Here is a 25053-nt window from a genome sequence, read left to right on the forward strand (position 1 = left end):
AAATCTCCGGTCAGTGTAAAAATCAGGGGTTCTTGCGGGTACTGGCGGAACAATAGGCACCATCGCCCTTTTTGCCCTTCAGCACGCCGTCCTCAATCATGATGCGGCCGCCGAGGATGACGGTCGTGGGCCAGCCTTCCACATCAATTCCCTCGTAAGGCGAATAGTCCGCGCCGTCGTGCAGATCAGCATGGCGGATCGTGCGCATTTCCTTCGGGTCCCAGATGGCGAGATCGGCGTCAGAGCCGATGGCAATCGTACCCTTCCGTGGATAAAGCCCGTAGGTTCTGGCGTGGTTCGTCGCGGTCAGCGCGACGAAGCGCGGCAGATCAATCCGCCCCTTCATGACCCCTTCGGAGAAGAGGATGGGCAAGCGGGTTTCGACGCCGGGAATACCGTTCGGAATATGGCGGAAGCGCGTGCGGCCCTTGGGGTTGAGCTTGCCGCGCTCGTCGTCGTAACGGAACGGGCAATGGTCGGACGAGAAGAGGTCGAAGACGCCGTTTTCTATGCCGAGCCAGCATTCGCGCTGCGCGGCCTCGTCCCTCGGCGGTGGCGAGCAGACGAATTTTGCGCCTTCCCAGTCCATGCCGGCAAGATTGTCCGCCGTCAGCATCAGATATTGCGGGCAGGTTTCGCCGACGACCTTGACGCCGCGCGCCCGCGCCCGGCCGATTTCTTCCATAGCCTGACCGTTTGAGACATGCACGATGACGATCGGCACATCGACTATTTCGGCGAGCGTCAGCGCCCGATGTGTCGCTTCGCGCTCGACGGCGGCGGGCCGCGTCGTGGCATGGGCGCGCGGGACGACATCGCCTACAGCCTCATGTTTTTCGATCAGGAACCGGATAGCATCCTCGTTTTCGCAATGGACCATCACCGTTGCTCCCGTCTCGCGGGCGACATCCAGAACTTTAAGGATTTCTGCATCGCTGAGACGCAGATCCTCATAGGTCATGAACACCTTCAGCGAGGCGTAGCCGTCCGCGATCAGCGCTGGCAATTCCTGCCCGAGTACCGCTTCGGTTGGATCGTTGACGATCAGGTGGAAGCTGATGTCGGTGTAGCAATTGCCCTCGGAAAGCGCGTGATATTCCTTCACCGCCTCGCGTAGCGACTTGCCCTTTTCCTGAAGGCAGAAGGGCATCAGCGTGGTGTTGCCGCCGTACAGCGCCGACCGCGTGCCGCTTTCGAAATCGTCCGCCATAACGATGCCGTCGCCCGACGGTTGCGAAATGTGGACGTGGCTGTCGATGCCACCCGGCAGGACGTATTTGCCTTCCGCGTCGACAACCTTGCCGTCACCGTCAATGCGCTCGGCGATCTGTACGATGCGGCCATTCCTGATGCCGATATCGGCTCGAAAAACGTCCGAGGCCGTGGCTATGGTTCCGTTGCGCACGATGAGATCGAGTTCGCTCACGGCACACTCCTTTCAAATACTGTTCAGTGCTGAAGAATCTTGCTGAGAAACGCTTCGGTGCGAGCGTTGTGGCGCTCGTTGAAAAATGCCTCCGTCGGCCGGTCCTCAACGATTTCGCCGTTGTCGATGAAGATCATCCGGGTCGCCACGCGGCGGGCAAAACCCATCTCGTGCGTCACCACCATCATGGTCATGCCCTCGCGGGCAAGCCCGGTCATGACGTCGAGAACTTCCGAGATCATTTCCGGATCGAGCGCCGATGTCGGCTCGTCGAACAGCATCGCCATCGGGTTCATCGCCAGCGCGCGGGCAATCGCCACGCGCTGCTGCTGGCCGCCGGAAAGCTGGCCGGGATACTTCAGGGCATGGGCGGTCAGGCCGACGCGATCCAGCAGCTCCATCGCCTTCTTGCGGGCGGCATCCTCCTTGCGCCCGAGCACGATCTGCTGCGCCAGCATGATGTTGCCCTCGATCGTTAGATGCGGAAACAGCTCGAAGTTCTGGAACACCATGCCGACCCGCGAGCGTAGCTCCGGCAGATCGGTCGCCGGATCGCCGACCTCGATGCCGTCGACGCGGATGGAACCCTGCTGGAACGGCTCCAGCGCGTTGACGCATTTGATGAGCGTCGATTTGCCGGAACCAGACGGGCCGCAAACAACCACGACCTCGCCCTTCTTCACGGTGGTCGTGCAGTTCTTCAGAACCTCGAACTCGCCGTAATATTTGGAAACCCCGGTGATTTCGATCATTGTCGCCTCATTGGAAACGGGAAATGGAAAATGCCGACAGGTCGCGGCCCGGATCGCGGCCTGCGACCATGGCGGCCGTGAGTTGGCCGACGAGTGGCCCAAGCGTATAGCCGTTCGACGTGACGGCATTGAAGAAGCCCGGCATGGCCGGATGTTCTCCGAGGATCGGCGCGCCATCGATGTTGATGTTCATCGCCGCCCAACTGCGAATGACATGCAGCTTGCGCAATCCCGGCACGACATGCTGGGCAACCCAGAGATTGCCTTCGAGGCTGGAAAACAGCGGGCGCGGATGACTGTGGACCGGATCGAGCCCCGCCGTCCAGCCGCCGCCGATCAGGAAATTGCCGTTGGCCGCCTGTTTCAGCGTCAGATGCCGGTCGGCATGGGCGAGGAGATGTGAAATGGCAGGTGCCGCCGCTTCCGTCACGACCATTTGCAGCGGCGCGCCGAACACCGGAACCTTGAGGCCAAGCATCCCCCCGATGCGGGCGGCGAAAGCGCCCGCCGCATTGACGATACGGGCGGCGGTGATCTTGCCGCGCGAGGTTTCCACCGTAAAGCGATTGCCGCCCCGTTCGATAGCGAGCACCTCGGCCCTGTCGAAAATCTGCGCACCAGCCTTTTGTGCTGCATCGGCCATGTGGCGGGTAGCGGCCAGCGGATTGATCTTGCCCTCCTGCGGGCAATAGGCCGCGCCGATCATGGCGGACGACAGCGCCGGTTCGAGCCTGTTCAGGTCCTGCCTGCCGATGACATGGCAATCGATGCCGGAGGCGCGTTCCAGCGCGGTCTTCTCATCCAGAAAGCGAAGGTGCGCTTCCGTTTCCGCCACCATCAGGCCACCGGTGATCTTCATCTCGAAATCGACGCCGAAACGCTTTTCGAGCGCCAGCCACAGATCGATAGAATCCCGTTGCAGGGACAGCGTTCGGGCGGCGGGTCCGCCACCGCCTTCGGCGCGCACGCCGTGATCGAAGGAAAGAAGCTGCGCGTGCAGGCTGCCCGCGTTGCCGCCGGAGGCGAGCCCACCGGGAAAACCGCGCTCCAGCACGACGACATCCTCACCGCTATCGGCAAGGAAATAGGCCGTCGAAAGACCCGCGATCCCCGCGCCGATCACCAGCGTCGCAACATCGGTTCGCGGCAGCGGCTCGGCATTCGGCAAGGGCGGGCGTTCGGGCAGCAATGCGCGCTTGTGACCACCCCATTCCGGCTTTTCGACGGCAAGCGCGGCGAGCGGCACCGGCCGAAGCGGCATCTGCGGCGCGAGCAGCCCTTGCGTCTGCGAAACGGGCTTGCCGGCGAGCGCCGTCAGCGTGCGGCCGCAATAGCGGCTCTGGCAGCGGCCCATCCCGGCCCGCGTCAACCGCTTCAGGGTTGCGATATCCGGCGGGGCGTCTCGGGAAACTTCCCTGAGGCGACCGACCGTGATGTTTTCGCAGCGGCAGGCAATAGCGTCGTCTGCCGGCTGCGACAGGCTTTCCGCTGCACTGGTGAAAAGCGACCAGAGAGCCGCCTGAAACTTTTTCGACCGGGAGAGCCTGCGTTTCGCCTTGTAGTCTGTCCTGTCGCCAAGTCCGAGCTTGCGGGCGATGGCAAGACCGGCGAGCCGTCCCTCGGACATCGCGACATAGGCGCCGCCGAAACGAACCGCCTCGCCGACGACATGAACGTGCGGAAGCGAGCTTTCGCCGTCCTCGCCGCAACGTGCAACAAGGGAGCCATCAGCCGCAACGTCATGGGCGCAGCCCACGAGGCGCGGAAGCTCGTTGGAGGCTGTGAAATCGCCGCCGAGAAGAACCGTATCGGCCTCGAAATGCCGGATGCCAGACGGAGTGGCGATGCTGACCCGCTCCGCGCGCCCCTCGCCCTCGACGGTTAGAACGCGGCTTTGCCAGAGGAGCGGAACCTTGGCCTTCGCCAGCTTGCCGAGTTCGCGCATGCCCTTGAAGGCCAGCGCCGGATCGCCTTGCAGCACGGCCAATGCGGCGGCAGGGTTATGGAAAGGCGACGCTGCCCTATCCGCCAGCGCGACGATTTCGCCGCCCGCTTTCAGGATTTCCGTCGCGACCTGAATATTGAGCGGGCCGTTGCCCGCAATGACGATGCGTTGGCCGGGAAGCGTCGCATAGCTGCGCAGCAGCGTCTGGGCGGCGCCGGCGGTCATCACGCCCGGCAACGTCCAGCCCGGCACCGGAGCGGAACGCTCGAAAGCACCGGTGGCGATCACCAGCATCTTCGGCGCGGCGTAAAACGCGCCGTCCGGCCCGTAACAGCCGATCAGCAGGCCGCCCTCGTGCGTATACGACGCGCCCCAGACGGTGACGCCCGCGACCAGCGCGACGCCTGCCTCCCGGGCGCGGGAGATCAGCGAGGCGCCATCGCGGGCCTGTGCATCCCCGGCAAGCGCGGCGGCGGCATCGGCCGTATTCGGCTGCTTGTAGAACTGGCCGCCCGCCGTGTGCCGCTCGTCGAGAACCACGACCGATGCGCCAGCCTCGGCGGCGGCAAGTGCTGCGGAAAGCCCGCCCGGACCGGCACCGATGACAAGCAGATCCATGCACCGCTCGGAAACGGCATCCGGAACGGGACAGATCGCTTTCAGGCTGTCATCGAGAATGTCGGGCCGCGCCATCTGGCGATCCACATGCATGCCATCGGCAACCGGCGTCATGCAGGCGCGCTGGCTGGTGCGGCCGTCGACCGTCACGAGACAGTCGTGACAGACACCCATGCCGCAGAACAGGCCGCGCGACTTGCCCGTCACATCGCAGGAGAAGCCGTTTTTGCCCGCCGCCGCCATTGCAGCCGCAATGCTTGCGCCCGCATCGGCACGGCATTCTGCACCGTCGATGTAGAGTGTAAGCCTGTCTGCATAACCGGCGGAAACGGGCATGTTCGGCAACCTTCCTCAGCCTTCGAAGCGCAGACCGAAGCGCTCGACCAGCGCCTTCATCGCCTGATCCTGTGCAGCCGGCAGCGGCAGCCGCGGCGGCAGCGGATGACCAGCGGTAAAGCCCATATGGTTGAGCAGCGCCTTGGAGCCGGCCACATAGGCCTGCCCGCCGACAGCCTGGATGACCGGCAGCCATTCCAGATAAAGGGCACGCGCCTCATCATACTTCTTTTCATCGGCAGCAAGCGTGAAGATGCGCGCCATGACGCGCGGCGCGACGTTGGAGGCGACGGCCACCCAGCCCTCGGCGCCCATCACGAAGGATTCGAAACCGAGAATACCGCCGAACACGGTCATGTTGTCTCCGGCCAGACGCACGATATCGCGAACGCGCGTCACTTCCAGCGTCGATTCCTTCACGTAGTCGCAGCCGTCGATCTCGGCGATGCGCGCCAGAAGCTCCGGCTTCAGATCGACATTGGCCGTGGCGGGATTGTTGTAAACCATGACCGGAATGCCGATCGCCCCGGCAATCGTCCGGTAATGCTCGACAAGTTCGTCGTCGGTGGGGGTGGAATAGAACGGCGGAATGACCATGACGCCATCCGCACCCATGGCTTCGGCCTCGCGGCTGAGGCGCACCGCCTCCCGGGTGTCCTCCGCGCCGGTGCCGATCAGGACCGGCACGCGGCCTGCCGCCGTTTCGATGACGGTGCGTGCCACCGCGTCGCGGTCTTCTTGCGAGAGTGAAAGGAATTCACCGGTTGAACCAAGCGGAATAAGACCATGAATTCCTTCGTTAATCTGCCAGTCCACAAAGGCAGTCAGCGCCTTGAGGTCGACCGCGCCCTTGTCGTCTAGCGGCGTAATCATCACGGTGAATACACCGCGAAATGTCTTGTTCATTCCTGTTGTCCTTCGAGATTTCAGCGTTTGTCTGCAATGCGGGCAGTTGCCGTCGCCTGACCGAAGCGCTTTTCGATACGCCGCTGGAGAAAATCCCAGGCGGTGGTGAGCAGCAGATAGTAGATGGCGGCGACCGCGAAGAGTTCGAGCACCATGAACTTCTCCTGGATGAGAACCTGCGTGCGGCGCAGAAGCTCCTCCATGGAGATGACCGAGGTGACCGATGTGGTTTTCAAAAGGCCGTTCACCGAATTGCCGAGCGGCGGGATGATGACCTTGAAGGCCTGCGGCATGACGATGCGGCGCATGATCTGCCGCTCGGTCATTCCAAGCGCCCTTGCGGCGCGCGACTGGCCTTCCGGCACGGCCTCGATGCCTGCGCGGATGATTTCGGCGAGATAGGCGGCCTCGTTCAGCGCAAGGCCGATCAGCGCCGCCTGCACGACGCTGAAACGGATGCCGAGCTGCGGCAGCGCCGTGTAGATGACGATGAGCTGCACCAGAAGCGGCGTGCCGCGGAACAGCCAGACGTAAAACGTCGCAACGCTGCGCACCGGCAGCGTATGAGACCGCCGCATCAGCGCCAGCACGAAACCGAGGATCAGGCCGCATACCAGCGAGACGCAGGTCAGCCATATCGTGGTGGCGACACCTTCAAGAATGAAGGGATTGAACAGGTATTCAAAAAAACCTGACCAGTTCCAGAATGACATGGCGGGCCTCTCCAGTCTTGTCGGGAGCGAGCGCCCGAAGGAAGACGCTCGCCCTGCGCATCAATTATCAGCGGTTCGGGCCTTTGACGGCGTAGTCGCCCTGAACCATCGGCAGACCGTAGCTGTCGAACAGCTTGCCCAGCGAACCGTCAGCCTTCATCTCCTTCAGGACGCTGGAAACAGCATCTGCGAGCGCCGGGCTCTTGAAGGCGACCGACACAGGGGCCGGATAGAGGCCATGCACGGCACGCTTGAAATCGCCACGCGTATCATATTCCTTGGCGACGGCGTCGATAGAGACAACCCCTTCGACCTGTCCGGCGCGAAGCGACTGGAAGGCCAGCGCGAAGTTGTCGAATGTCTGGATCGCCAAACCGTCCTTGCCTTCCTTCTTCAGTTCCGCGTCCAGTTCCCGCGCCTTCTTTTCCTCAAAGCCGCCAAGCTCCACGCCGATGCGCATGCCGGCCAGATCTTGCTTGGACTTGAATTCCTTCTTCGTATCCGGCGCAACGGAAACGCTGATCGCCTGATCCTCGTAGGGGATCATCTGCATCATCGCGGCACGCTCGGGGGTGAAGAAAATGCCGGTGTTTATCATGTCCCAGCGGCCAGCCTGAAGGCCGGGGATCATAGCCGAGAATTCGATGCGGATGTATTCCGGGGTGAGGCAGAGACGCTTTGCGACCTCCTTGCCGAGTTCGACGCGCATGCCCTGAAGCTCGCCCTTGGAATCGACGAATTGCAGCGGCGGCAGCGTCGGGTTGGTGGACATAACCAGCGTGCCGGGCTTGATGAGTTCGGAATCGGCAACCTTGGGCGTGCAGGTCTGCGCGAAGGCGGTAGAGGAAAGCTGGAGGACGGCAAAAGCCGCAAGCGATACAAGACGGAAATTCATGTCGGGGCCTCTGGAGTTATGTTTCTTTTTCGATCCAACAGGCTGCTTGTCAAATTTGCATCCAATTGGTATACCAATTTCATACACATTTGACAGGCGTGATGCAAGCCCCCTTTTTCAGCAGGGCGTAAAAACGGGCATTACCTCCCCCGGGAGAGGAGAAATAATGAGGTCAGTAGGTACTCAGAATGTTTTCGCGAACCCGTTCCAGATGCAGGGTCATCGCCTCCCGGGCCGCTTCCGCATCCCGCGCCCTGAGCGCCGCGAGAATGGCATAGTGATCGGCAATGCCCGGCTTGCGATGCGCGAGGCGTCGCTGGCGTTCGAAGATCGTCGTATAACGGCGCATCTGGATGATTGTTTCCGCCATGAAGGGATTGCCGCTCGCCGCACCGATACCATTGTGCAAGGCATCGTCGAAGTGCCAGACCACGGCCGGATCCGGCTCGGGATCGGCGTCGATGCGGTCGAGTATATCTCGCAGCGCGTCGATGCGCGCCAGCTCCATGGAAGCGCTCGCCAGCGCCGCCGCCGAAGGCTCGACCAGAAGCCGCATGGCAAGGCTGTTCAGATAATCCTGAAGCGAAATGACGCGAACCGTCAGCACGCCCTTGCTGTTGCGCACCAGAAGTCCCTGCCCCTCGAGCCTGCCCAGCGCGTCCCGCATCGGCGAGCGCGACACGCCGAGTCTTGTGGCAAGACGCCGTTCCTGCACAACAGCCCCGCCCGCCAGCCGCGCCGCCAGAATATCGTTAAGAAGTGCACGATACGTTTCGTCAGCCAGACTGGTTTCCGTCGTGACCGTGATATCGTCGTTCATATTTCAACTCCGGGCGTGTTCGCGATCATGACAGCTATGCAACATGCTATAGGTCTTTGGAAGACGTATGGGTGACGAAAACCGATCACCCGACCCAAGCGAACGAAGGATGACAAGCCGCGTGACACAAACGGAAAAACAGGCAGCCGAGACACCCGCGGACATGAGCGGGCATAAACTGGCGGCGCTCGCCTACAACGCCGTGTCCGACATGATACGCCACCGGCGGCTGCGTGGCGGGCAGGTCATCACCGAGGCACGGCTTGCCGAGACGCTCGGGATTTCCAGGACGCCCCTGCGCGAGGCGCTGCAAAGGCTTGAGGGCGAGGGAATGGTCCACAAGGGCGATGGTCGCAGATATGTGGTCCGTCAAGTAGACATCGGTGAATATATCCAGAGCCTCAAGCTACGCATCCTTATTGAGCCGGAAGCGGCAGTCCAGGCTATGGAGGCCATTCCCGGCAGACGGCTCGTGGAGGTGCGACGTGAAATCGACGACCTTATGGGCGCTACTGCCTACCATACGGACGCCCATTGGTTTTCGGACGATCACCTCCACAATCTGATTATCGACTATTGCGGCAACGACGTCATGGCCGGCGTACTGCGGGGATTACGCGCAACAACTCGTCTGTTTGAAATCGGTAATCTCAAGGACCGGCTGACGCCGGACTCGACCGAACATCTCGTCATCGTTGGCGCCCTGGAAAACAAGGACGCCGAAGCGGTGAGGCGTTCGGTCACCTCCCATGTCGAAAGCCTCATCGATTTCGCCCGACGCCACCTGCACATGTTCGACTAGACCAAAATGTATCAAGGCTGCGGCGCCGATGCCGCGTGATATGAGACCTGACGCCTCCTTCAGTCTTGTTGCAGGTACAGACCACGCGACCACGATACGCGATCGTCAAACGTGCAAGATAATGAAAACCAGACCCGCAATGGGGAGCGCAACACACAGTGCGAAAAGTGTGTCGATTCCTACGTTCTCCCAATAATTCCGGCGTTTATTCAGGGATGGACGACCCATAATCGTGTCCTCCGTTTTTTCGTATTTTACTACGATTTCGGCGAAAATCATCACCTGTCCTTCATCACATCCAGCGGGCCTTCGCCACCCTCGGTGTTCCCCCCGAGACCGGATCGGTTCCGGAAAACATGCGGCGAACAGGCTGGGCATTACCCAACCAGCGGCCTCCGCCAATAACCAGAGCCTTGAGTCGTCATCCGGAAAAGCTCTTTTCGACCGGGTGGCACGCGGTTGTGTCGCTCACGGCCGCAGCCGATGATCGTGCCCGAGCGATCGCGCCACATCCGGATGCGTTGGACAGCAGTCCGGAGGCATTGAAGCTACGTTCTGGAACCCTGCAGGGAACGGTTCACATCGCCGGGCCTGCCGAATTCGTTTCGACTCAGCTTTTGCGAGCAGTCGTGCCGCTTCACATGGATGGGATCAAATTCCGGTTTCAGACGGGGAATCGGGAGTGTGTCAGGTCGCATTTGGATGAGGGGGCCGTTGATTTCGCCATCACGACGTCCCTGTCGGACAATGCAACATACGGGTTTGCCGAAATCGGTCGCAAAGACTGTTCCTCATGGCCGCGCCGAAAATTCGTCAGAAGACCAGGGGCGGTCGCTGATCGCGGCGCTTCTTGGCGATCTGCCCTGCCTTGCTTATGACGAGCATCTTCCCTTCGTGCGCGAGTTCATTCAGGGTCTTCGGCGAGACGCCGCTGTACCGGCCCTGTGATCACCGCGCCGGATCTGCGCCCGCTTGCGAATACCGTCGCGACATGAGCCGGATGGTCGGTCCTTCCTGACTATCTCACTGCCCGCCGTATGGTTGCGCTCCCCACGGTACGCGCTGGCCCGGAGCACTTTCTATATCTCGTCTGGAACAAGGGCGCCTCGCGGCATCCCCGGATCGCCGTTGTCCGGGACCATATTGTCGCTTCGGCACACCGGCTGCGTGTGGAGACGGGCTCAAATGCTTGACGCAGCACTAGTGAGATAGTCGATGAGCGCCCGCGTCGCAGGTGAGAGCCGCCGATGCGGCGCGAAAATGATGGAAAAGGGCTTCGTTCGCCCCCGTGTGTGATCCAGGACCTCGACCAAGCGCCCCTGCTCGATGCCATCGCGCACGATGAAATCGTAAGTCTGGCAAATGCCCAGTCCGCTTTCCGCAAGCGAGATTACGCCCAACACATCATCAAAAACCCGGATACGGCCAGGCGGCGTCCACTCCGTGTCGCGATCCTCTGTACAGAACAGCCAAGGGGCACAGCGCCCGGTGCTCGGCATGACGAAGGGCAGACACTGGTGGTCCGCCAGACTCTCGATCGACAGGGGCGTGCCTGCTCGCTCGAGATAGGCCGGAGCGGCAACCAGCCGCAATGGCGCGTCCTCCAGTTTCCGTGCCACAAGACCACTGTCAGGTAACGGTCCGAGGCGGATCGCCAGATCATACCCCTCGGCGACCAGATCGACATTTCGATTGGTGATGCTCAATTCGATCTGGATCTCTGGATAGGCGTTCGCGAACCCGCTCAACATCGCCGGCAGTCGATAATGGCCGTAGGTCGTTGGCACGCTGAGACGCACATTGCCGGTGAGCAGTTCTCCATCTTTGCCCTGGATTGTCCGCTCAGCATCATCGAACAATGAGAACGCCGCGCGCGCCTGCTCAAGGTAGGCACGCCCAGCATCGGTCAGGCTCAGACGCCGGGTTGTCCGGCGCATCAACTGGGCACCGAGGCGCGTTTCCAACCGGGTAATCGCCCGGCTGAGCACCGAAGGCGTGGTCGACAGGACGACCGCCCCTTCGGTCATCGACCCTTTCTCCGCGACAGTTACGAACGCTTCAACATCGCCAAGGTGGTCAAATCGCCGACTCATTCTAGCCTCTTACGAATAAATCAATTCCTTCAGGAAGGATTTATCCCTTATCGCGGCGCCAATAAAGTGGCGAGATCGACGTCGCTCCGGTATGCTCCGCGACTGACTGTTCCCGCTCACGCAGTTCGAAGAGATATTGCTGCAGGCCGTACCCCGTACATCTCTCGTAACCGGAGCAAACAATTGTCCGTGGCACCGGCGTGTGCTGCACCCGTCATTCCATCCTCCTGCGAACAAATGAATTCCCTGAAGGCGTATTTATCCTTCTGTTGGGCTTTAATACATTCCCGTTATCGAATCCGATCAAGCGTCATCCCCGATTTCAGGAGCAAATCATGACAAGCCCAACCGAGGACATCAAGCCGGTTCTCTTCGTTCTTACCAGCCATGGCGTCAAAGGTGAAACGGGTGAAAACACCGGCTTCTACCTCGGCGAAGTCACCCATCCCCTCGCCGTCCTCGATGCCGCCGGCATCCCGGTCGAGTTCGCCTCGATCGATGGCGGCGAGCCGCCCGTCGACGGTCTCGACCTCACTGACGGGACCAATGGGCGCTACTGGAACAGCGAAGGCTTCCGTAACGCCATTCGCAACACGACGCGCCTTTCCGACGTCGATCCGATAAACTATGCCGCCATCTTCTTCGCTGGCGGTCATGGGGCCATGTGGGACTTCCCGACTAGCCCGGTTGTCAGCAGCGTCGCCCGCGATGTCTACGAGGCAGGCGGTGTCGTCGCCGCTGTCTGCCACGGCCCCGCCGCACTGGTCAACATCACGCTCAGTAACGGCGCGCATCTTGTCGCCGGCAAGAATGTCGCTGCCTTCACCGATGACGAAGAGCGCGCCGTTGGGCTCGACAAGGTCGTGCCCTTCCTGCTTGCCAGCACGCTTGCCGCCCGCGGCGCGCACCATCATCCAGCCCCCGACTGGACCGCGAAGGTGGTCGTCGACGGAAGGCTGGTTACGGGTCAGAACCCCCAGTCAGCGACTGGCGTCGGCGAGGCACTTCGCGACCTGCTGACCGCATAATCGTCATTAACCCCATCACCAACGACAAGTCATGGACCTTCCCCGCCATGCTGGCAGGGAATGGTCTTTGCAGGGAGAAAACCATGAAAGCCAACCGCACTCTCGCTCTTGCGCTAGCTCTTGGAACGAGCGCCTTCAGCGCACAGGCCGCCAACGTCCTCGTTGTGCTGTCCGATTCCGACCATCTTGATTTGAAGAATGGCAAGGTTTTCGAGACCGGCTTCTATCTCAACGAGTTGATGCAGCCGGTCAAGGCACTCACCGAGGCCGGTCATGAGATTACCTTCGCGACCCCGAGGGGTACAGCGCCGACGCTGGACAAATCCTCCGTGGACAAGATGTATTTCGGCGGCGACGAGGTCGCGATGCAGGAAAGCATCGCCATGCTTGACAAGCTCAAACTGACGTCCGGCAGCGTCTCGCCGGTCGTCAGCCTCGCCCGGGTCGAGCAGATCGGTTACGATCAATTTGATGCGGTCTATGTGCCGGGCGGCCACGCCCCGATGCAGGATCTTCTGGTCAGCCCTGAACTGGGCAAGTTGCTCGCCGACTTCCATGCGAAGGGCAAGACGACGGCCCTTGCCTGCCATGGCCCGATCGCCCTCCTCTCGGTCCTGCCCGATGCAGCGGCTTTCATCACAAAGCTGGAGACAAGCGGTTCGGCCAGAGCCGGGGACTGGATCTATGCAGGCTACAAGATGACCGTCATCAGCAATCAGGAAGAAGAAATCGCCAAGGGCCTGCTGAACGGTGGCGAGATGAAGTTCTATCCGCAGACAGCCTTGCAGGCGGCGGGAGGTAATTTCGTCAGCAATGAGGTGCCGTGGTCATCCAACGTCGTGACTGACCGTGAACTGATCACTGGCCAGAATCCCGGCTCCGCTCCGGCCGTCGCCGCCGAACTGCTTAAGCGACTGAAGTAGCCCCTTCACGACATTGCCGGCACGGCACCAACCCCGGAGCGGTGCTTCAGCTTCGGTCCAATTCAACCGCTTGACTGGCACTCGAGATCGCAAGCTGCAACCAGCCCGAAAGGACAAACAAATGACTGGGTCGTGGCAGGTGCCGCAGTACTCTGCCAATACGTGGTTAAGGACACCGGGTAAGCCTGGAATCAGAGCTCTCCAGTGTCCTGAACCGATTGACAGTCCGGCAGGACTCATTGAGACCCGCCTGCCATCTTGGATAATCTGTCTGCTCCTCCTGTCGGCTCAGCGACGAAGATCTGTACCGGCCTTCCATCGTCGGCAAAGATAAACTGTTCTGGCCTGACGCCGTAGAAGAGCTCTTCGCCCGGACGGCCGTACCAGGGCGCAGCAACAGCTGCAAAGCGACGCCGCTGTTTGTGGGAAGGATCGAAGGGCATCGGCCTCTGTACGGCCCTTGAGCGGGTTCATCGCCGGCATAGCCGCCCCCTGATGTCGGAAGGCATGGATGCAAGCCGGCGTTTGCAAGATCGCAGCCTGCCTCGCGGGCATTGGCGGTAAAACAGGGGCCTGCGACGACCATGCCCGCGCGCTTGTTGATCCAGAGGCGTGCGGCACCGGCACCGATCGCCGTGCGCGGGTCGATGGTGATCAGCTGCAGACGGGTCTCGTCTATCGACTTCGGTCAGCGACGAATGTGCTACGTCGGTACGGAGTACGATTCGTCTTGCGCTGGTGAAATTGACCGAGATGTAACGCCCCTTCGGCATCACTCAAAAAAATCGCCGGGAGTGGAACGGACGAACCTTCCTGAACCTAACAGCGCTTGTGTTCTGTCAACCTCGCGTCGCAAAAGTTCGATCACCTCAACAACTCCCTGCTCGCCGCCAACAGCAAGGCCGAACAATGCAGCGCGACCGATCATCACCGCGCTCGCACCCAGCGAGATCGCCTTAACGATGTCGCTTCCACGCCGGATGCCGCTGTCGACAATGATCGGAGCGTTGATAATGGAGAAGCTGGGCAGAACGTCGATAGGTGCGGGCGCTATATCGAGTTGACGGCCGCCATGGTTCGAGACAACAACAGCATCAACACCGAGGCCGACCGCGCGTTCAGCATCATCCGGGTGTAAAAAACCTTTCACCAGAAGGCGACGGGGCCAGCGGTCACGCAGACGTTTCAAATCGTCCCAATCGAAGCTCGCATCCATCTTGCGGGAAAGAAGTGCTGCCTGGGTATTGGGATCCGTGACCACGTCAGTGGCGAGATTTGCCATTGATGGCGCACCATGACGACCGACGTTCCACAGCCACCGCGGATGGCAAAGGACGTTGGCGACTGTTCTCGGACGAAGACGGAATGGCATCACGAAATTGTTCCGCTCATCACGCTCCCGTTTGCCGCCCATCGCAACATCCACGGTCAGAACCAGATGGCTGAAGTCCGCCGCGAGCGCCCGATCCACAAGCTGGTCCGCGAAATCGCGGTTCATCACATAAAGCTGGAACCACAGATCTCCGTTCGACGCTTTGGCGACTTCCTCGATGGAATTATTCGAGGCCGTTGACAGCGTGAAAGGGATACCCAATCTGGAAGCTGCCCTGGCAAGCAAAATATCACCGTCACGTCGGTAGAGGCCGTTAAGGCCGGTCGGCGCGATAACGACCGGCATCGGCAGGCGTCGTCCGAACCAGTCGATGCTCTGATCGCGAACCGCGACATCATTAAGCAGTCGCGGCGTCATTTTTATCGCCTCGTAGGCGCTGCGGTTACCCTCGAGCGCGATCTCGTCTTCCGCGCCACCATCCAGATAGTCAAAGACAAAGCGCGGTAACCGTCGCTTCGCCTCCTGCCTATATTCTTCGACGTTGAGAAGGCTCATCAGGGCGCGATCCGTATTTCGACGAGAGCCTGGGTTTTGTGTGTCGTCACCTGTTCGATCGCGGCCGCCAGAACTGCGTCGAGCTCCTCTGCTCGGTCGACCCGGGCGGTCCAGGCCCGGCTCGCAGCCGCCACTTTGGTGAAGTCCGGTGTCGGCGTAAGCGAAACCAGCGGCATGGTGTTTGCCTTCGAGGCATACCCGTCCGGATAAACGCCGAGCACGGATTGACGCACCGCCCCCCATTCCGAGTTATTGAGAACCAGAACAAGGAGTGGAATTTCCGCCGCTTCTGCTATCTGATGGCAGGCAACCGGATTGGAAAACATGTAGGAGCCGTCACCCATCGTGGCGACGATCAGCCTGTCAGGCTGCGCAAGTTTCATGCCGAGCGCCGCGGGGAAGCACCAGCCGAGGCCACCAGAATGCGGTTCCTGAAACCAGGTGTCGGCCGAGTGCAAAGTCAGTTCCTCGAGCGGCGCGCCCAGCTCTGAAAACACTGCCGCGTCCATTCCCTCGATCGCTCTGGACAGGCAGGTGCTGACAAACGCTTTGGTCATCACTGGGCCTCGGCCTGCCGCAGCACGTTCAAGGATCGTCGCGCGGCGCTTGGACGACGCGATTGCGATCTTGGCGCGTCGAGCATCGCGAACTTTTTCAGTCTCCGGCAGGAAGCCGGAAACTGCGGCAGCCAGATCGATGATAATTTCGTCCGTATCGCCGACAAGTGCCAGATCGCAGGGGAAATTGCGAACCGGGAAGCGCGCATAAAGCGGATCTTCGCCGATATGAATGACCTTGCAGCCCGGCTTTAGTAGGTGAATGTCCGGGGACCATGGAGCCAGGCTATCGATTACCAGTACGAGATCGGCTTCCGCGAGCCAGTTGGCAGGGTCGCCGCCTACTGCCATGGGATGGTCGGTCGGCACGGCGAGCTGGATCGCCCAATATTGGCAAGTCGCAATACCCCAATCCTCGGCAAGGCGGGACAATGCTGCAAATCCTTCGGGTGAACCCGCGCCGCGCTGCGCGATGATCAGCGGGGTTTGTGCCTGGCTGAGAAGTTTTGCAGCCGCCTCGATGTCGGCGCGGCGCGGCCCCGCTCTGGCTGCCGCAATGGTTGCCGACGCATCGAGCTGGTCCGAAGGGCACGGCTCGCAGAGCACCTCACGCGGCAGGCTTAAATAGACCGGTCCACGCGGCGTGGAATTCGCAACCGCGAAGGCACGGTCAACGATGTCAACGGCCTGTTCAGGGAATTTCAGCTCGTAGTCCCATTTAACAGTTTCGCGGATCATCGCCGCTTGGTCGCGCATTTCCTGGCCCCAGCCAATGGGTACGGTTCGTGCACCAAGCCGCCCCTTCTCCACGACGGGCGTCCGTCCGGAAAAAAGCAGCATCGGAACGTGTTCGGTAGCAGCGTTGATTGCGCCGATGGCGCAATTGGCGAGGCCGACGTTGGTGTGCGCCATTACCGCCTGCGCACGTCCCGTCGCCAGATAATAGCCGTGCGCCATGCCCATGGCCGCATTTTCGTGGGGAATGACGATCGCTTTGGGCAACGGGATCTGCTTGGCTGACGCTTCCGCCAGCCCCTCGATGATCGGCGGGAAATCCGTGCCTGAATTGGCGAAGATGTAATCGACGCCAACGGCCTTCAGGCGCGCCAGCAGAGCGCCTCCGGCGGTAATTGTAGCAGACTTTGTGTCCGTCATGAATTGGCTCACTTTCGTATTTCAGAGATAGGACGGAAGCCATGTCGCCAGGATCGGGAAGGCTACCAGCAGCCCCAGGCGAAGGAAGTCCGTGATGATAAAGGGTGACACCCCCCGAAAGATGCGGGAAAATGTCAGCTCTGGCACGACGCTCTTGATGACGAACACGTTCATGCCGACCGGTGGAGAAATCAGGCCGAGTTCCACCGTCATGACGATAATGACCGCAAACCAGATGGGATCGAAACCAAGCGAGACGATAACGGGATAGACGATCGGAACCGTCAGGATGATCATCGCCATTGCGTCCATGAGGCAGCCCAGCACGAGATACATCACGAGAATCAACGCCAGCACGCCATAGGGACCAAGGCCGAGACCACCCAGAAACTCTGTGACCTTTTGCGGCGTCCCGGTAATCGTCAGGAAATACCCAAAGATCAGCGCGCCGATCAGTACCGTGAAAACTGCTGCTGCCGTGCGTGTCGCGTGCAGCAACGAGGTGAGGATCTTCTCCTTGTCGAGCCTGCGCCGCAAAACACCGATAATGAATGCACCGCCGGCGCCAACGCCACCCGCTTCCGTCGGTGTGAAGAGACCACCATAAAGACCGCCGATGACGAAAAGGAACAGGGTGAGCGGCGCCCATATGTCCTTGATGGCATCCAGCCTTTCTTTCCACGAGCTCTTGGGGGCGGCCGGCAACAGGTTGGGGCGCACAAGACCGATGATCACAATGGTCGTCATATACATAAGGATCGCAATGATGCCCGGGATCAGGCCTGCCATGAACAGCTTGCTGATATCCTGCTCGGTGATAATGCCGTAAACCACGAGGACGGTCGAAGGCGGGAACATGGCACCCAGTGTGCCTCCAGCCGCAATCGTGCCGGCCGCAAAAGTCTCGGGATATTTCAGCCGCCGCATTTCTGGATAGGCGACTGTCGAGAAGGTCGCAGCTGTCGCGACCGATGAACCAGAAATTGCGGCAAAGCCACCGCATGCGAGGATTGTTGCCAACCCCAGGCCGCCCTTTAAATGACCGATGAACGTATTGGCCGCCCGGAAAAGTTCGCGGCTCATGCCAGAGTTGGAAACGAAGGCGCCCATCAGAAGAAACATCGGAATAACGCCGAACGTATAATCCGTTACGGTGCGCATGGACGTCTGGCCAATCAGTTTCAGGGCCGGGCCAAAGCCCGCGATCACGCCAAAACCGGTTACGCCAACAAGGCCCATCGCCATGCCAACGGGAACGCGCAACAGCATCAGCGCAAAGAGTGCGAAAAATCCGGCTACGGCTACGAAATTCTGTGTCATGGCATCACTCCACCGGATTGTCGGCGTGATCCACATTCACGCTTTGCGGATAAAACACGAGACGGAAGGTGCGCACTGCAATGAGCAGAACGGCGGCGACATCACCAAGCCAGGCAATGAGAAAGAATGGCCACACCGGAAGCTGAAGGTCGTAGGTGAGCACATGCTGGGCTCGGGTCTGGACCACCTTGTCGAACAACATGATCGTCTGCACGGTCACGACGAACAGCAGCACCAGCGTCGCAAAAACATCGATCCAGCGCTTGTATTTCGGGCTGGCATTTTCCCAGACGAGATCGACGGTGATATGGGCGCCACGATAGCTGGTAGCGGCGATACCCCAGAAGATGAGAATACCGAGAAACATGCGGCCGAAATCGTAACCGTCCGGGATCGCATAGGAAAAAAAGTACCGGAGCATAACCGAAATGAAGATATCAGCGGCCACCAGACCGACAAAACCGGCCGCGATCCACTCTATGCCGGCAATGAAGCGATCCATGTGGTTCCTGGGTTCCGTAATGGTGGCTGCGGGGCTTTCATGTGTTTCAGGCGTCATGGCTTCCTCCCAATTGCCGTGAGCGATGGGCCGGCCCCGCACGGGACCGGCCGGAACTGCCTCAGAACGCGGCCTTGTTGTCGGTCAGATTCTTCTTCAGTTTCCCGAGAACCTCGGCAGGGTTTCCGCCCTTTGCCGTCACCTGGCTTTCCCATTTGCCCTGCAACGGAGACACTGCCTTGCGCCACGCCTCGAGCTGTTCCGAAGTCAGCTCAACCACTTCGTGACCGGACGCAGCTTTCATGCGGGCATGACCGGCATTCTCGAACGCGGTCCAGGCGGAGGACAATTTGACTGCCCATTCGGTGTTGCAATGGGCATCGAGCACCTTCTTCTGATTGGCGGACGCATTGTCGTAAACGTCCTTGTTCATCGACCAGGTATAGGCCGTGGTATAGAGCGGGACATCGATCGAATATTTCGTGACCTTGTCTATCCCGAACAGGAACACGGAGTTCCAAGGAAAGGTGATGGCGTCGGCAATGCCGCGTTCCAGAGCGTCACGCGATTCCGGTGCAGACGCCTGCACGTTCGTTCCGCCGAGAAGCGTCACCATTTCGCCGACAGTCTGCTGCGCCGGGCGAACCTTCAGTCCCTTGAAATCTTCGGGCAGCACAACCTTTTTGACGGAATGCAAGGTGCCCGGATCGTGAACAAAGGCGAGGCAGAAATGCGTGTCTGCCATCTCTGTGTGCGCATATTCGCGATACCAGCCATCCACCGCTGCCGTTCCACCAGTGGCGTTGGCCACGGTGAACGGAAGCTGGGCCGCGTTGATGAAGGGGAAGCGGCCGGGCTGGTAGCCTGGGCTGACATAACCCACATCGGCAATCCCGTCGCGCACCATGTCATAGTGGTCGAACGCCTTGCCGAGCTGTTCGGCAGGGAAGATCGACGACGTTATAGAGCCGCCGGAATCCCTTGCGATGCTGTCTGCCCATTCCTGCGCCGATTTGACGAGCGGATGGGTTGGCGGAACCCAAAGCGATATCTTCAGATGGATTGGATTATCTGCCGCGACGGCGGGCGGGACCGCGCCTGCCGAAGCGGATGCCAGTCCCAGTGCGGCGATCATCAGGCCACCTTTGAAAATTCTGTTCAGCATGTCTTCCTCCCTTGCTGAAAATTGCGGGCAAGCCGCTGGCGTTTCCGGCTCCTCCTCGGAAACCGAATTGAACGGGAATTCCCGTATGTCGAAATGTCTCCCGGTTTTCGGCGGTCAGCTGGCCGTAGGCCTGTGATGATCCCGCCGCGCCGGTTCAGCCCTTACCGAATGAACCGACGATCCTCGCCAGGATTGCTACCAGAAGGTCCTTGTCCTTGCCGACGATCTCATCGAGGCGGCGGTCATGCTCTTGCGCGAAAGCATGTAGTCGCGAATGCATCTCGCGCCCGGCTTTGGTAAGGCTGACGCTGTAGCTGCGCTGATCATCCGGATTTTGCCGCCGTTCGATGAGGCCGCGAATGGAGAGTCCCTTCAGCGTTGAAGTCAGCGTGGAGCGGTCCCGGCCGCACACCTTGCTCAATTCTGAAGGGGTCAACTCCTCATATTCGGAAAGGATCGTGAGGATCGAGTACCAACCCGGCTTGAGATCCGTCTTTTCCAGCATTGCGCTGAATGCCTGAAACGAGACTTCCTGGGCCACGCGCAAGTGATATCCTATGACATCCCTGAAGGCTTCAGGAATGAGAGGGTCGCTGTCGCTTTGGCTCGGGGTATCCTCGACGGATTTGGCTGATGGTCTCACAAATACTCTCCGGAATATGTCAGAACGGATAATGCTGCTGCGCGTCTTCCACCGTTATCCAACGCAGATCGGTGAACTCGGCAATCGCCGCACGACCGCCGAACCGACCGTAACCCGAAGCCTTGACGCCGCCAAATGGCATCTGCGCCTCGTCGTGGACGGTGGGACCGTTGATATGGCAAATTCCACTTTCAATCCGCCGGGCGACCGCCATGGCGCGCTCGACATTCCGGCTGAAGACCGCAGACGACAGACCATATTCCGTATCGTTGGCAACACGGATCGCCTCCTCGTCACCGTTGACGCGGATCACGCTCTTGGCGGGACCGAAGGATTCCTCGGAATAGATCCGCATATCAGGCGTCACGTGATCGACAAGCGTCGCTTCCATGATGGAACCGTTGCGCTTGCCACCGGCCACGAGTGCCGCGCCCTTGGCAACGGCGTCATCGACCATTTCCTGGACCCGCTCGGCCGCCTCAGGCGTCACGAGTGAGCCGAGAACGACGTGACCGCGCGGATCACCTGCCGGGAGCGCTCTCGCCTTGGCCGCGAGCTTTTCCACAAAGGTGTCCGCCACTTTGGAGTCGACGATGATCCGCTCTGTCGACATGCAAATCTGGCCCTGGTTCATGTAGGCACCGAAAGCCGCTGCGTTGACAGCCGCATCAAGATCCGCGTCATCTAGAACGAGGAATGGCGCCTTGCCGCCAAGTTCCAGCAGAACGGGTTTCAGATGTTCGGCCGCGAGCTTGGCGATGATCTTGCCGACGCGGCTTGAGCCGGTAAAGTTGATGCGCTTGACCGCCGGATGGGCAACCAATGCCTCCACAACCTTGGCTGCATCTTCCGGCGCATTCGTGACGATGTTCACGACACCTTTGGGAAGGCCCGCCTCGCGCAGTACCTCCCCGATCAGGCGGTGGGTGCCCGGGCATAGTTCGGAAGCCTTTAAAATGACCGTGTTGCCGCAGGCCAACGGCATGGCGATGGCACGCGTGCCGAGGATGACAGGTGCGTTCCAGGGCGCGATGCCAACGCAAACGCCGGCGGCTTGGCGCACGCCCATGGCCAGTGTGCCTGGCTTATCGGACGGGATGATTTCACCGGAGATCTGCGTTGTCATCGCCGCGGCCTCGCGCAGGATATTGGCTGCGAACATGGTGTTGAAGCCACCCCAGGGCGCCGTGGCGCCAGTTTCAGCCGTCATCAGACGGATAAATTCGCCTGCCTTGGAATCCATGATATCGGCAGCTTTCAGAAGCAGCTTGCGTCGTTCGCCCGGCCCCGTAGAGGACCACTGCGCGAAGGCAGCGGCAGCGGCGTCTGCGGCGGATTTGGCGTCTTCCACCTGACCTGCCGCTGCTTTGGTCGCTACCTGGCCGGTTACAGGATCAATGCGCTCGTATATACCGCCCGCAAGCGCTGCGCGGTCCTCGTTATTTATTAATAGCTGAATCTCATCCATGGTTTTCCTCCTCCGAAGGCGGCTTTGGATCCGCCGGTTCCTGGCAGGAACTGTTACCAATCCCCTTCCAGCCAGCCTGCCTCCCCTATTGCCTGACAGAAGCTTATGCAGAAAATTCCGCTTGCGCAAGATAGTTTGATATCCAAATATTGGATTACAAACCAATTCGCCGAAGCTACTTCATTGAAGCACGGCTGAACCGGGGCCATACAATCAGGGAGAGAGAGAGAGAGATGAAGATCGGCGTAATTGGAGCTGGCGCCATGGGGGGCTTGTTCGCCGCGCGCCTGACAAATCAGGATAATGACGTCGCACTGATCGAAGTATCACAGGCAACGATCGAGGCAGTTGACGGCGGCGGGCTTCGGGTATCCGGCCTTTTCGGGGACAAGTCCTATCGCCTTCCGGTTGGGCCGGCAGATCGCTATACGGATGCTTTCGAACTCCTAATCGTTTTTACCAAAGGCATGCACACCACATCTGCCATGGAAGCCGCGAAACACCTGATCGGTCCAGACACCTGGGCGCTGACTGTGCAGAACGGGATTGGCAACGTCGAGGCAATTGAGCCCTTTGTGGATCGCGACCGCATCGTCATGGGCATGACCAACTGGCCATCCACTCTGATTGAGCCTGGATTTATCAACGTTCCTGGCGAAGGTGAGATCAAGATTTGGGCTGCGAATGGCCAAGTGTCGGAGAGACTGAAAGCGATTGGCAGCGCTCTGGACAGGGCCGGGCTCAACTGCAAGCTCGATCCCGACGTTGAAGCGGCGATATGGGAAAAGCTCGCCTTCAATTCCGCCCTCAACTCACTCGCGGCCATCACCGGATTGACCGTTGGCGAGATGGGCGACCGGCAGGAGACCCGCGCGATCGTCTTCACGATTCTAGACGAAGTTGTAGCGGTTGCGACGGCCAAGGGCCTCGCCATTAATGCGGATCATATTCGCCAGTCGGTGGAACATGCCTTCGCCAATCATCGACAGCACAAGCCATCCATGTTGCAGGACCGGCTTGCGGGTCGACGCATGGAGATAAACACAATTACCGGAGCAGTCAGCAAGGCAGGTACCGGACTTGGCGTCGCCACCCCGGTGACGGCAACGCTGGCCGGCCTGCTGGCTATCGTTGATGGAGAGACGCCACGCCTCTGACACCGGAAAGGGGCGAAGCCCCACGGTTACCATGCGTAACGCCGGCCAATCATTCGCAGGCTTGCATCGTTGAAGTGACCGTTCGATGGGAATTACAGGAGGGTCAAACGCTACGCCCTACCTCACGCATTTGACGACGAATGGGGAGCAGATCGATCTTGATCAGAGACTTCAACAGTCCCCAGGCTCCACCCGGGACGAACAATGTCACGCCGATCGCCAGGACGCCAAGGATGATGAAGTAGAGCGATCCGATATTGCCCATCGTTTCGCGCAATAAGAAGTAAATGGCGACGCCAACGATCGGGCCTTCGAGCGTTCCAATCCCGCCGAGGATTACCGCAAAGAGTATGATAGCCATCCAGTTCATTGAAAATCCGGCAGTCGGACTCACTTGCAGGGCAACCATATAGTAGCAGGCTCCGGCTGCACCGCCGATCGCGGCTGCGATGAGCAGGACATAGGTTTGCGTTTTGCGAATCGTCACGCCCATCGCTTCGGCAGCAAGTGGACTGTCCTTCATCGCGCGCAAGGCGAGACCGAATCGGCTTCGCATCAGCCCGACGCAGGTCAGAAGCGCGATCAACAAGATGGCGGCAGCTGTGCCATAGGTTGCAAAAAGCCTGACGGAACGATCAACACCGCGTACAGCCGTCAGTGCAATTCCACCGCCGCCGCCGAGAAGCCCAGTATGATAGACGATCAGTCTGACGACTTCCGAAATGACCCAGGATCCTATGGCGAGCTGAGCACCCGAAAGGCGAAAAAGAACGGGTGTGATCAGCAATGCGAAGCCTGCGCAGACGACCGCAGACAGCAACACGAAGGGAAACGGTAACATGCCGAACCCGTTGGCGGCGATAAAGAGCGTGTATCCACCGATGCCGATGAAGACCTGAAAGCCCATGAAAACAATACCGCCAAAGCCCGCAAGCAGGTTCCACATGAGAGCAATTGCCAGAACCGCTGCAATTTCGGTCGTTAGCAAGAGAGCGTATCGGGAGCCTGTAAACGGTATGGCCAACAGCACCGCGGCAAGAAAACCTACAGCCACGAGAGACCGGGCAAGAGGCGAAGCGAGCGTCATACACGTATCCTTTTGGTAAAGAGGCCACCCGGCATCAACAAGAGGCCGATGAGGAAGACGATGTGGCCGACAAGTGGCCCGAGGCTCGGGGTAATGAAGGTGCCCGCCGCCTGGGCAATACCCAGAACAATGCCACCGGCAAGCGTTCCCCAGATCGAGCCGAGCCCGCCGAGGATCACGGCTTCAAATGCAAAGAGCATACGTTCCGGACCCGTCGACGGGTCGAAAGTGCCACGCATACCATAGAAGATCGCAGCGATGGCGGAGATGGCGAGCGCTAAGCCCATGGCAGTGGCAAAGACTTTCCGCGTCCCTATCCCCATCAGCTGCGCAACAGCTTCATTGTCCGACGTCGCGCGAACCGCGCGGCCGAAGCGCGTACCGCCGAAGACCGCCGCCGTAAGTGCAAAAATGACGATCGACACCGCAAATGTGAGGAGCGGCAGAACGCCGATCGCCACCGAGCCGAAATTGACTGCCGCGGTTCCAAGTGCGCCAGGATCAAGGCTCCTGGTATCGGCACTGAAAAGTTCGAGCATGACATTCTGGAGAATGACAGAAAGCCCGAACGTCACCAGAATAGGTGGCATCTCGCCGCGCCCAAGCGTCCTTTCGATGATGAAGCGCTGCAAGGCCCAGCCAACCGCAAACATAACGGGCACAACCACCGGCAGCGCCAGAAGGGGGTGAAGCCCGAAATGGCTCATGAGTTGCAGGGCGAGGAAGGCGGAGAAGACGATAAAATCACCATGCGCAAGGTTGATCTGCCGCATGAGGCCGAGACAGAGCGACAGACCGAGGCCGTAAAGGCCATAAAGTGCGCCGACCAACGCGCCATTGATCAAGGTTTCCAGCAT

General features: G+C 60.1%; 23 protein-coding genes. 6 read left to right on the plus strand and 17 right to left on the minus strand.

The window, feature by feature from the left end:
- Nucleotides 1–22 precede the first annotated feature (22 nt).
- The 7 genes from hydA to ACQZ5K_RS23965 all read right to left on the minus strand — a co-directional run bounded on the left by hydA (nucleotide 23) and on the right by ACQZ5K_RS23965 (nucleotide 8411).
- Nucleotides 23–1426 carry a dihydropyrimidinase gene (hydA, locus tag ACQZ5K_RS23935; protein WP_448741642.1) on the minus strand — a complete coding sequence of 468 codons (1404 nt, stop codon included), beginning with the start codon at nucleotides 1424–1426 and terminating at the stop codon, nucleotides 23–25.
- A 23-nt stretch (nucleotides 1427–1449) separates the two neighbouring features.
- Nucleotides 1450–2178, minus strand: a complete 729-nt coding sequence (locus tag ACQZ5K_RS23940; RefSeq protein ID WP_448741643.1) for an amino acid ABC transporter ATP-binding protein — start codon at nucleotides 2176–2178, stop codon at nucleotides 1450–1452.
- Nucleotides 2179–2185: 7 nt separating this feature from the next.
- Nucleotides 2186–5077 carry an FAD-dependent oxidoreductase gene (locus ACQZ5K_RS23945; RefSeq protein ID WP_448741644.1) on the minus strand — a complete coding sequence of 964 codons (2892 nt, stop codon included), beginning with the start codon at nucleotides 5075–5077 and terminating at the stop codon, nucleotides 2186–2188.
- Nucleotides 5078–5092: 15 nt separating this feature from the next.
- Nucleotides 5093–5983, minus strand: a complete 891-nt coding sequence (dapA, locus tag ACQZ5K_RS23950; RefSeq protein ID WP_448741645.1) for a 4-hydroxy-tetrahydrodipicolinate synthase — start codon at nucleotides 5981–5983, stop codon at nucleotides 5093–5095.
- Nucleotides 5984–6003: 20 nt separating this feature from the next.
- Nucleotides 6004–6696 (minus strand): amino acid ABC transporter permease, encoded by a 693-nt coding sequence (locus ACQZ5K_RS23955; protein ID WP_448741646.1) that lies wholly within the window; start codon nucleotides 6694–6696, stop codon nucleotides 6004–6006.
- 67 nt (nucleotides 6697–6763) lie between these two features.
- On the minus strand, nucleotides 6764–7591 hold the full coding sequence (locus ACQZ5K_RS23960; RefSeq protein WP_448741647.1) for an ABC transporter substrate-binding protein: 828 nt from the start codon (nucleotides 7589–7591) through the stop codon (nucleotides 6764–6766).
- A gap of 172 nt (nucleotides 7592–7763) precedes the next feature.
- Nucleotides 7764–8411, minus strand: coding sequence for a GntR family transcriptional regulator (locus ACQZ5K_RS23965; RefSeq protein WP_448741648.1), 648 nt, complete (start codon nucleotides 8409–8411; stop codon nucleotides 7764–7766).
- A gap of 163 nt (nucleotides 8412–8574) precedes the next feature.
- Between ACQZ5K_RS23965 and ACQZ5K_RS23970 the strand changes: the two genes are divergently transcribed.
- The 3 genes from ACQZ5K_RS23970 (at nucleotide 8575) to ACQZ5K_RS23980 (ending at nucleotide 10161) form a co-directional block, all read left to right on the plus strand.
- Nucleotides 8575–9213, plus strand: a complete 639-nt coding sequence (locus ACQZ5K_RS23970; RefSeq protein ID WP_448741699.1) for a GntR family transcriptional regulator — start codon at nucleotides 8575–8577, stop codon at nucleotides 9211–9213.
- A 232-nt stretch (nucleotides 9214–9445) separates the two neighbouring features.
- On the plus strand, nucleotides 9446–9700 hold the full coding sequence (locus ACQZ5K_RS23975; RefSeq protein WP_448741649.1) for a helix-turn-helix domain-containing protein: 255 nt from the start codon (nucleotides 9446–9448) through the stop codon (nucleotides 9698–9700).
- Between the two features lie 260 nt (nucleotides 9701–9960).
- Complete coding sequence (locus tag ACQZ5K_RS23980) at nucleotides 9961–10161, plus strand: hypothetical protein (RefSeq protein WP_448741650.1); 201 nt, start codon at nucleotides 9961–9963, stop codon at nucleotides 10159–10161.
- A gap of 233 nt (nucleotides 10162–10394) precedes the next feature.
- Here the strand turns inward: ACQZ5K_RS23980 and ACQZ5K_RS23985 are convergent, their stop codons facing one another.
- Complete coding sequence (locus ACQZ5K_RS23985) at nucleotides 10395–11306, minus strand: LysR family transcriptional regulator (protein WP_448741651.1); 912 nt, start codon at nucleotides 11304–11306, stop codon at nucleotides 10395–10397.
- A 335-nt stretch (nucleotides 11307–11641) separates the two neighbouring features.
- On the opposite strand from ACQZ5K_RS23985, the gene ACQZ5K_RS23990 reads away from it, so the two are divergent.
- Together ACQZ5K_RS23990 and ACQZ5K_RS23995 are read left to right on the plus strand one after the other, a co-directional pair.
- The gene (locus ACQZ5K_RS23990) at nucleotides 11642–12334 is read left to right on the plus strand and encodes a type 1 glutamine amidotransferase domain-containing protein (RefSeq protein WP_448741652.1); all 693 of its coding nucleotides are present in this window, start codon (nucleotides 11642–11644) and stop codon (nucleotides 12332–12334) included.
- Nucleotides 12335–12417: 83 nt separating this feature from the next.
- Complete coding sequence (locus ACQZ5K_RS23995; RefSeq protein ID WP_448741653.1) at nucleotides 12418–13257, plus strand: type 1 glutamine amidotransferase domain-containing protein; 840 nt, start codon at nucleotides 12418–12420, stop codon at nucleotides 13255–13257.
- Nucleotides 13258–14029: 772 nt separating this feature from the next.
- Here ACQZ5K_RS23995 and ACQZ5K_RS24000 read toward each other — a convergent pair.
- The 7 genes from ACQZ5K_RS24000 to ACQZ5K_RS24030 all read right to left on the minus strand — a co-directional run bounded on the left by ACQZ5K_RS24000 (nucleotide 14030) and on the right by ACQZ5K_RS24030 (nucleotide 21952).
- Nucleotides 14030–15145 carry an alpha-hydroxy-acid oxidizing protein gene (locus tag ACQZ5K_RS24000; RefSeq protein WP_448741654.1) on the minus strand — a complete coding sequence of 372 codons (1116 nt, stop codon included), beginning with the start codon at nucleotides 15143–15145 and terminating at the stop codon, nucleotides 14030–14032.
- Entirely contained in the window at nucleotides 15145–16857 is a 1713-nt protein-coding gene (locus ACQZ5K_RS24005; RefSeq protein ID WP_448741655.1) for a thiamine pyrophosphate-requiring protein, read from the minus strand. The genes ACQZ5K_RS24000 and ACQZ5K_RS24005 overlap by 1 nt, the downstream gene beginning before the upstream one ends.
- Nucleotides 16858–16878: 21 nt before the next feature.
- Nucleotides 16879–18177, minus strand: a complete 1299-nt coding sequence (locus ACQZ5K_RS24010; RefSeq protein ID WP_448741656.1) for a TRAP transporter large permease — start codon at nucleotides 18175–18177, stop codon at nucleotides 16879–16881.
- A 4-nt stretch (nucleotides 18178–18181) separates the two neighbouring features.
- The gene (locus ACQZ5K_RS24015; protein ID WP_448741657.1) at nucleotides 18182–18736 is read right to left on the minus strand and encodes a TRAP transporter small permease; all 555 of its coding nucleotides are present in this window, start codon (nucleotides 18734–18736) and stop codon (nucleotides 18182–18184) included.
- A gap of 61 nt (nucleotides 18737–18797) precedes the next feature.
- Nucleotides 18798–19841, minus strand: a complete 1044-nt coding sequence (locus ACQZ5K_RS24020) for a TRAP transporter substrate-binding protein (RefSeq protein WP_448741658.1) — start codon at nucleotides 19839–19841, stop codon at nucleotides 18798–18800.
- 154 nt (nucleotides 19842–19995) lie between these two features.
- Nucleotides 19996–20484, minus strand: a complete 489-nt coding sequence (locus tag ACQZ5K_RS24025) for a MarR family winged helix-turn-helix transcriptional regulator (protein WP_448741659.1) — start codon at nucleotides 20482–20484, stop codon at nucleotides 19996–19998.
- Nucleotides 20485–20503: 19 nt separating this feature from the next.
- Entirely contained in the window at nucleotides 20504–21952 is a 1449-nt protein-coding gene (locus ACQZ5K_RS24030; RefSeq protein WP_448741660.1) for an aldehyde dehydrogenase, read from the minus strand.
- A 233-nt stretch (nucleotides 21953–22185) separates the two neighbouring features.
- On the opposite strand from ACQZ5K_RS24030, the gene ACQZ5K_RS24035 reads away from it, so the two are divergent.
- Entirely contained in the window at nucleotides 22186–23109 is a 924-nt protein-coding gene (locus tag ACQZ5K_RS24035) for a ketopantoate reductase family protein (RefSeq protein ID WP_448741661.1), read from the plus strand.
- A gap of 103 nt (nucleotides 23110–23212) precedes the next feature.
- On the opposite strand, the gene ACQZ5K_RS24040 is transcribed toward ACQZ5K_RS24035, so the two are convergent.
- Nucleotides 23213–24196 carry a branched-chain amino acid ABC transporter permease gene (locus tag ACQZ5K_RS24040; RefSeq protein ID WP_448741662.1) on the minus strand — a complete coding sequence of 328 codons (984 nt, stop codon included), beginning with the start codon at nucleotides 24194–24196 and terminating at the stop codon, nucleotides 23213–23215.
- Nucleotides 24193–25053 carry a branched-chain amino acid ABC transporter permease gene (locus ACQZ5K_RS24045; protein ID WP_448741663.1) on the minus strand — a complete coding sequence of 287 codons (861 nt, stop codon included), beginning with the start codon at nucleotides 25051–25053 and terminating at the stop codon, nucleotides 24193–24195. The genes ACQZ5K_RS24040 and ACQZ5K_RS24045 overlap by 4 nt, the downstream gene beginning before the upstream one ends.

Source organism: Agrobacterium sp. 22-226-1, from assembly GCF_053522345.1.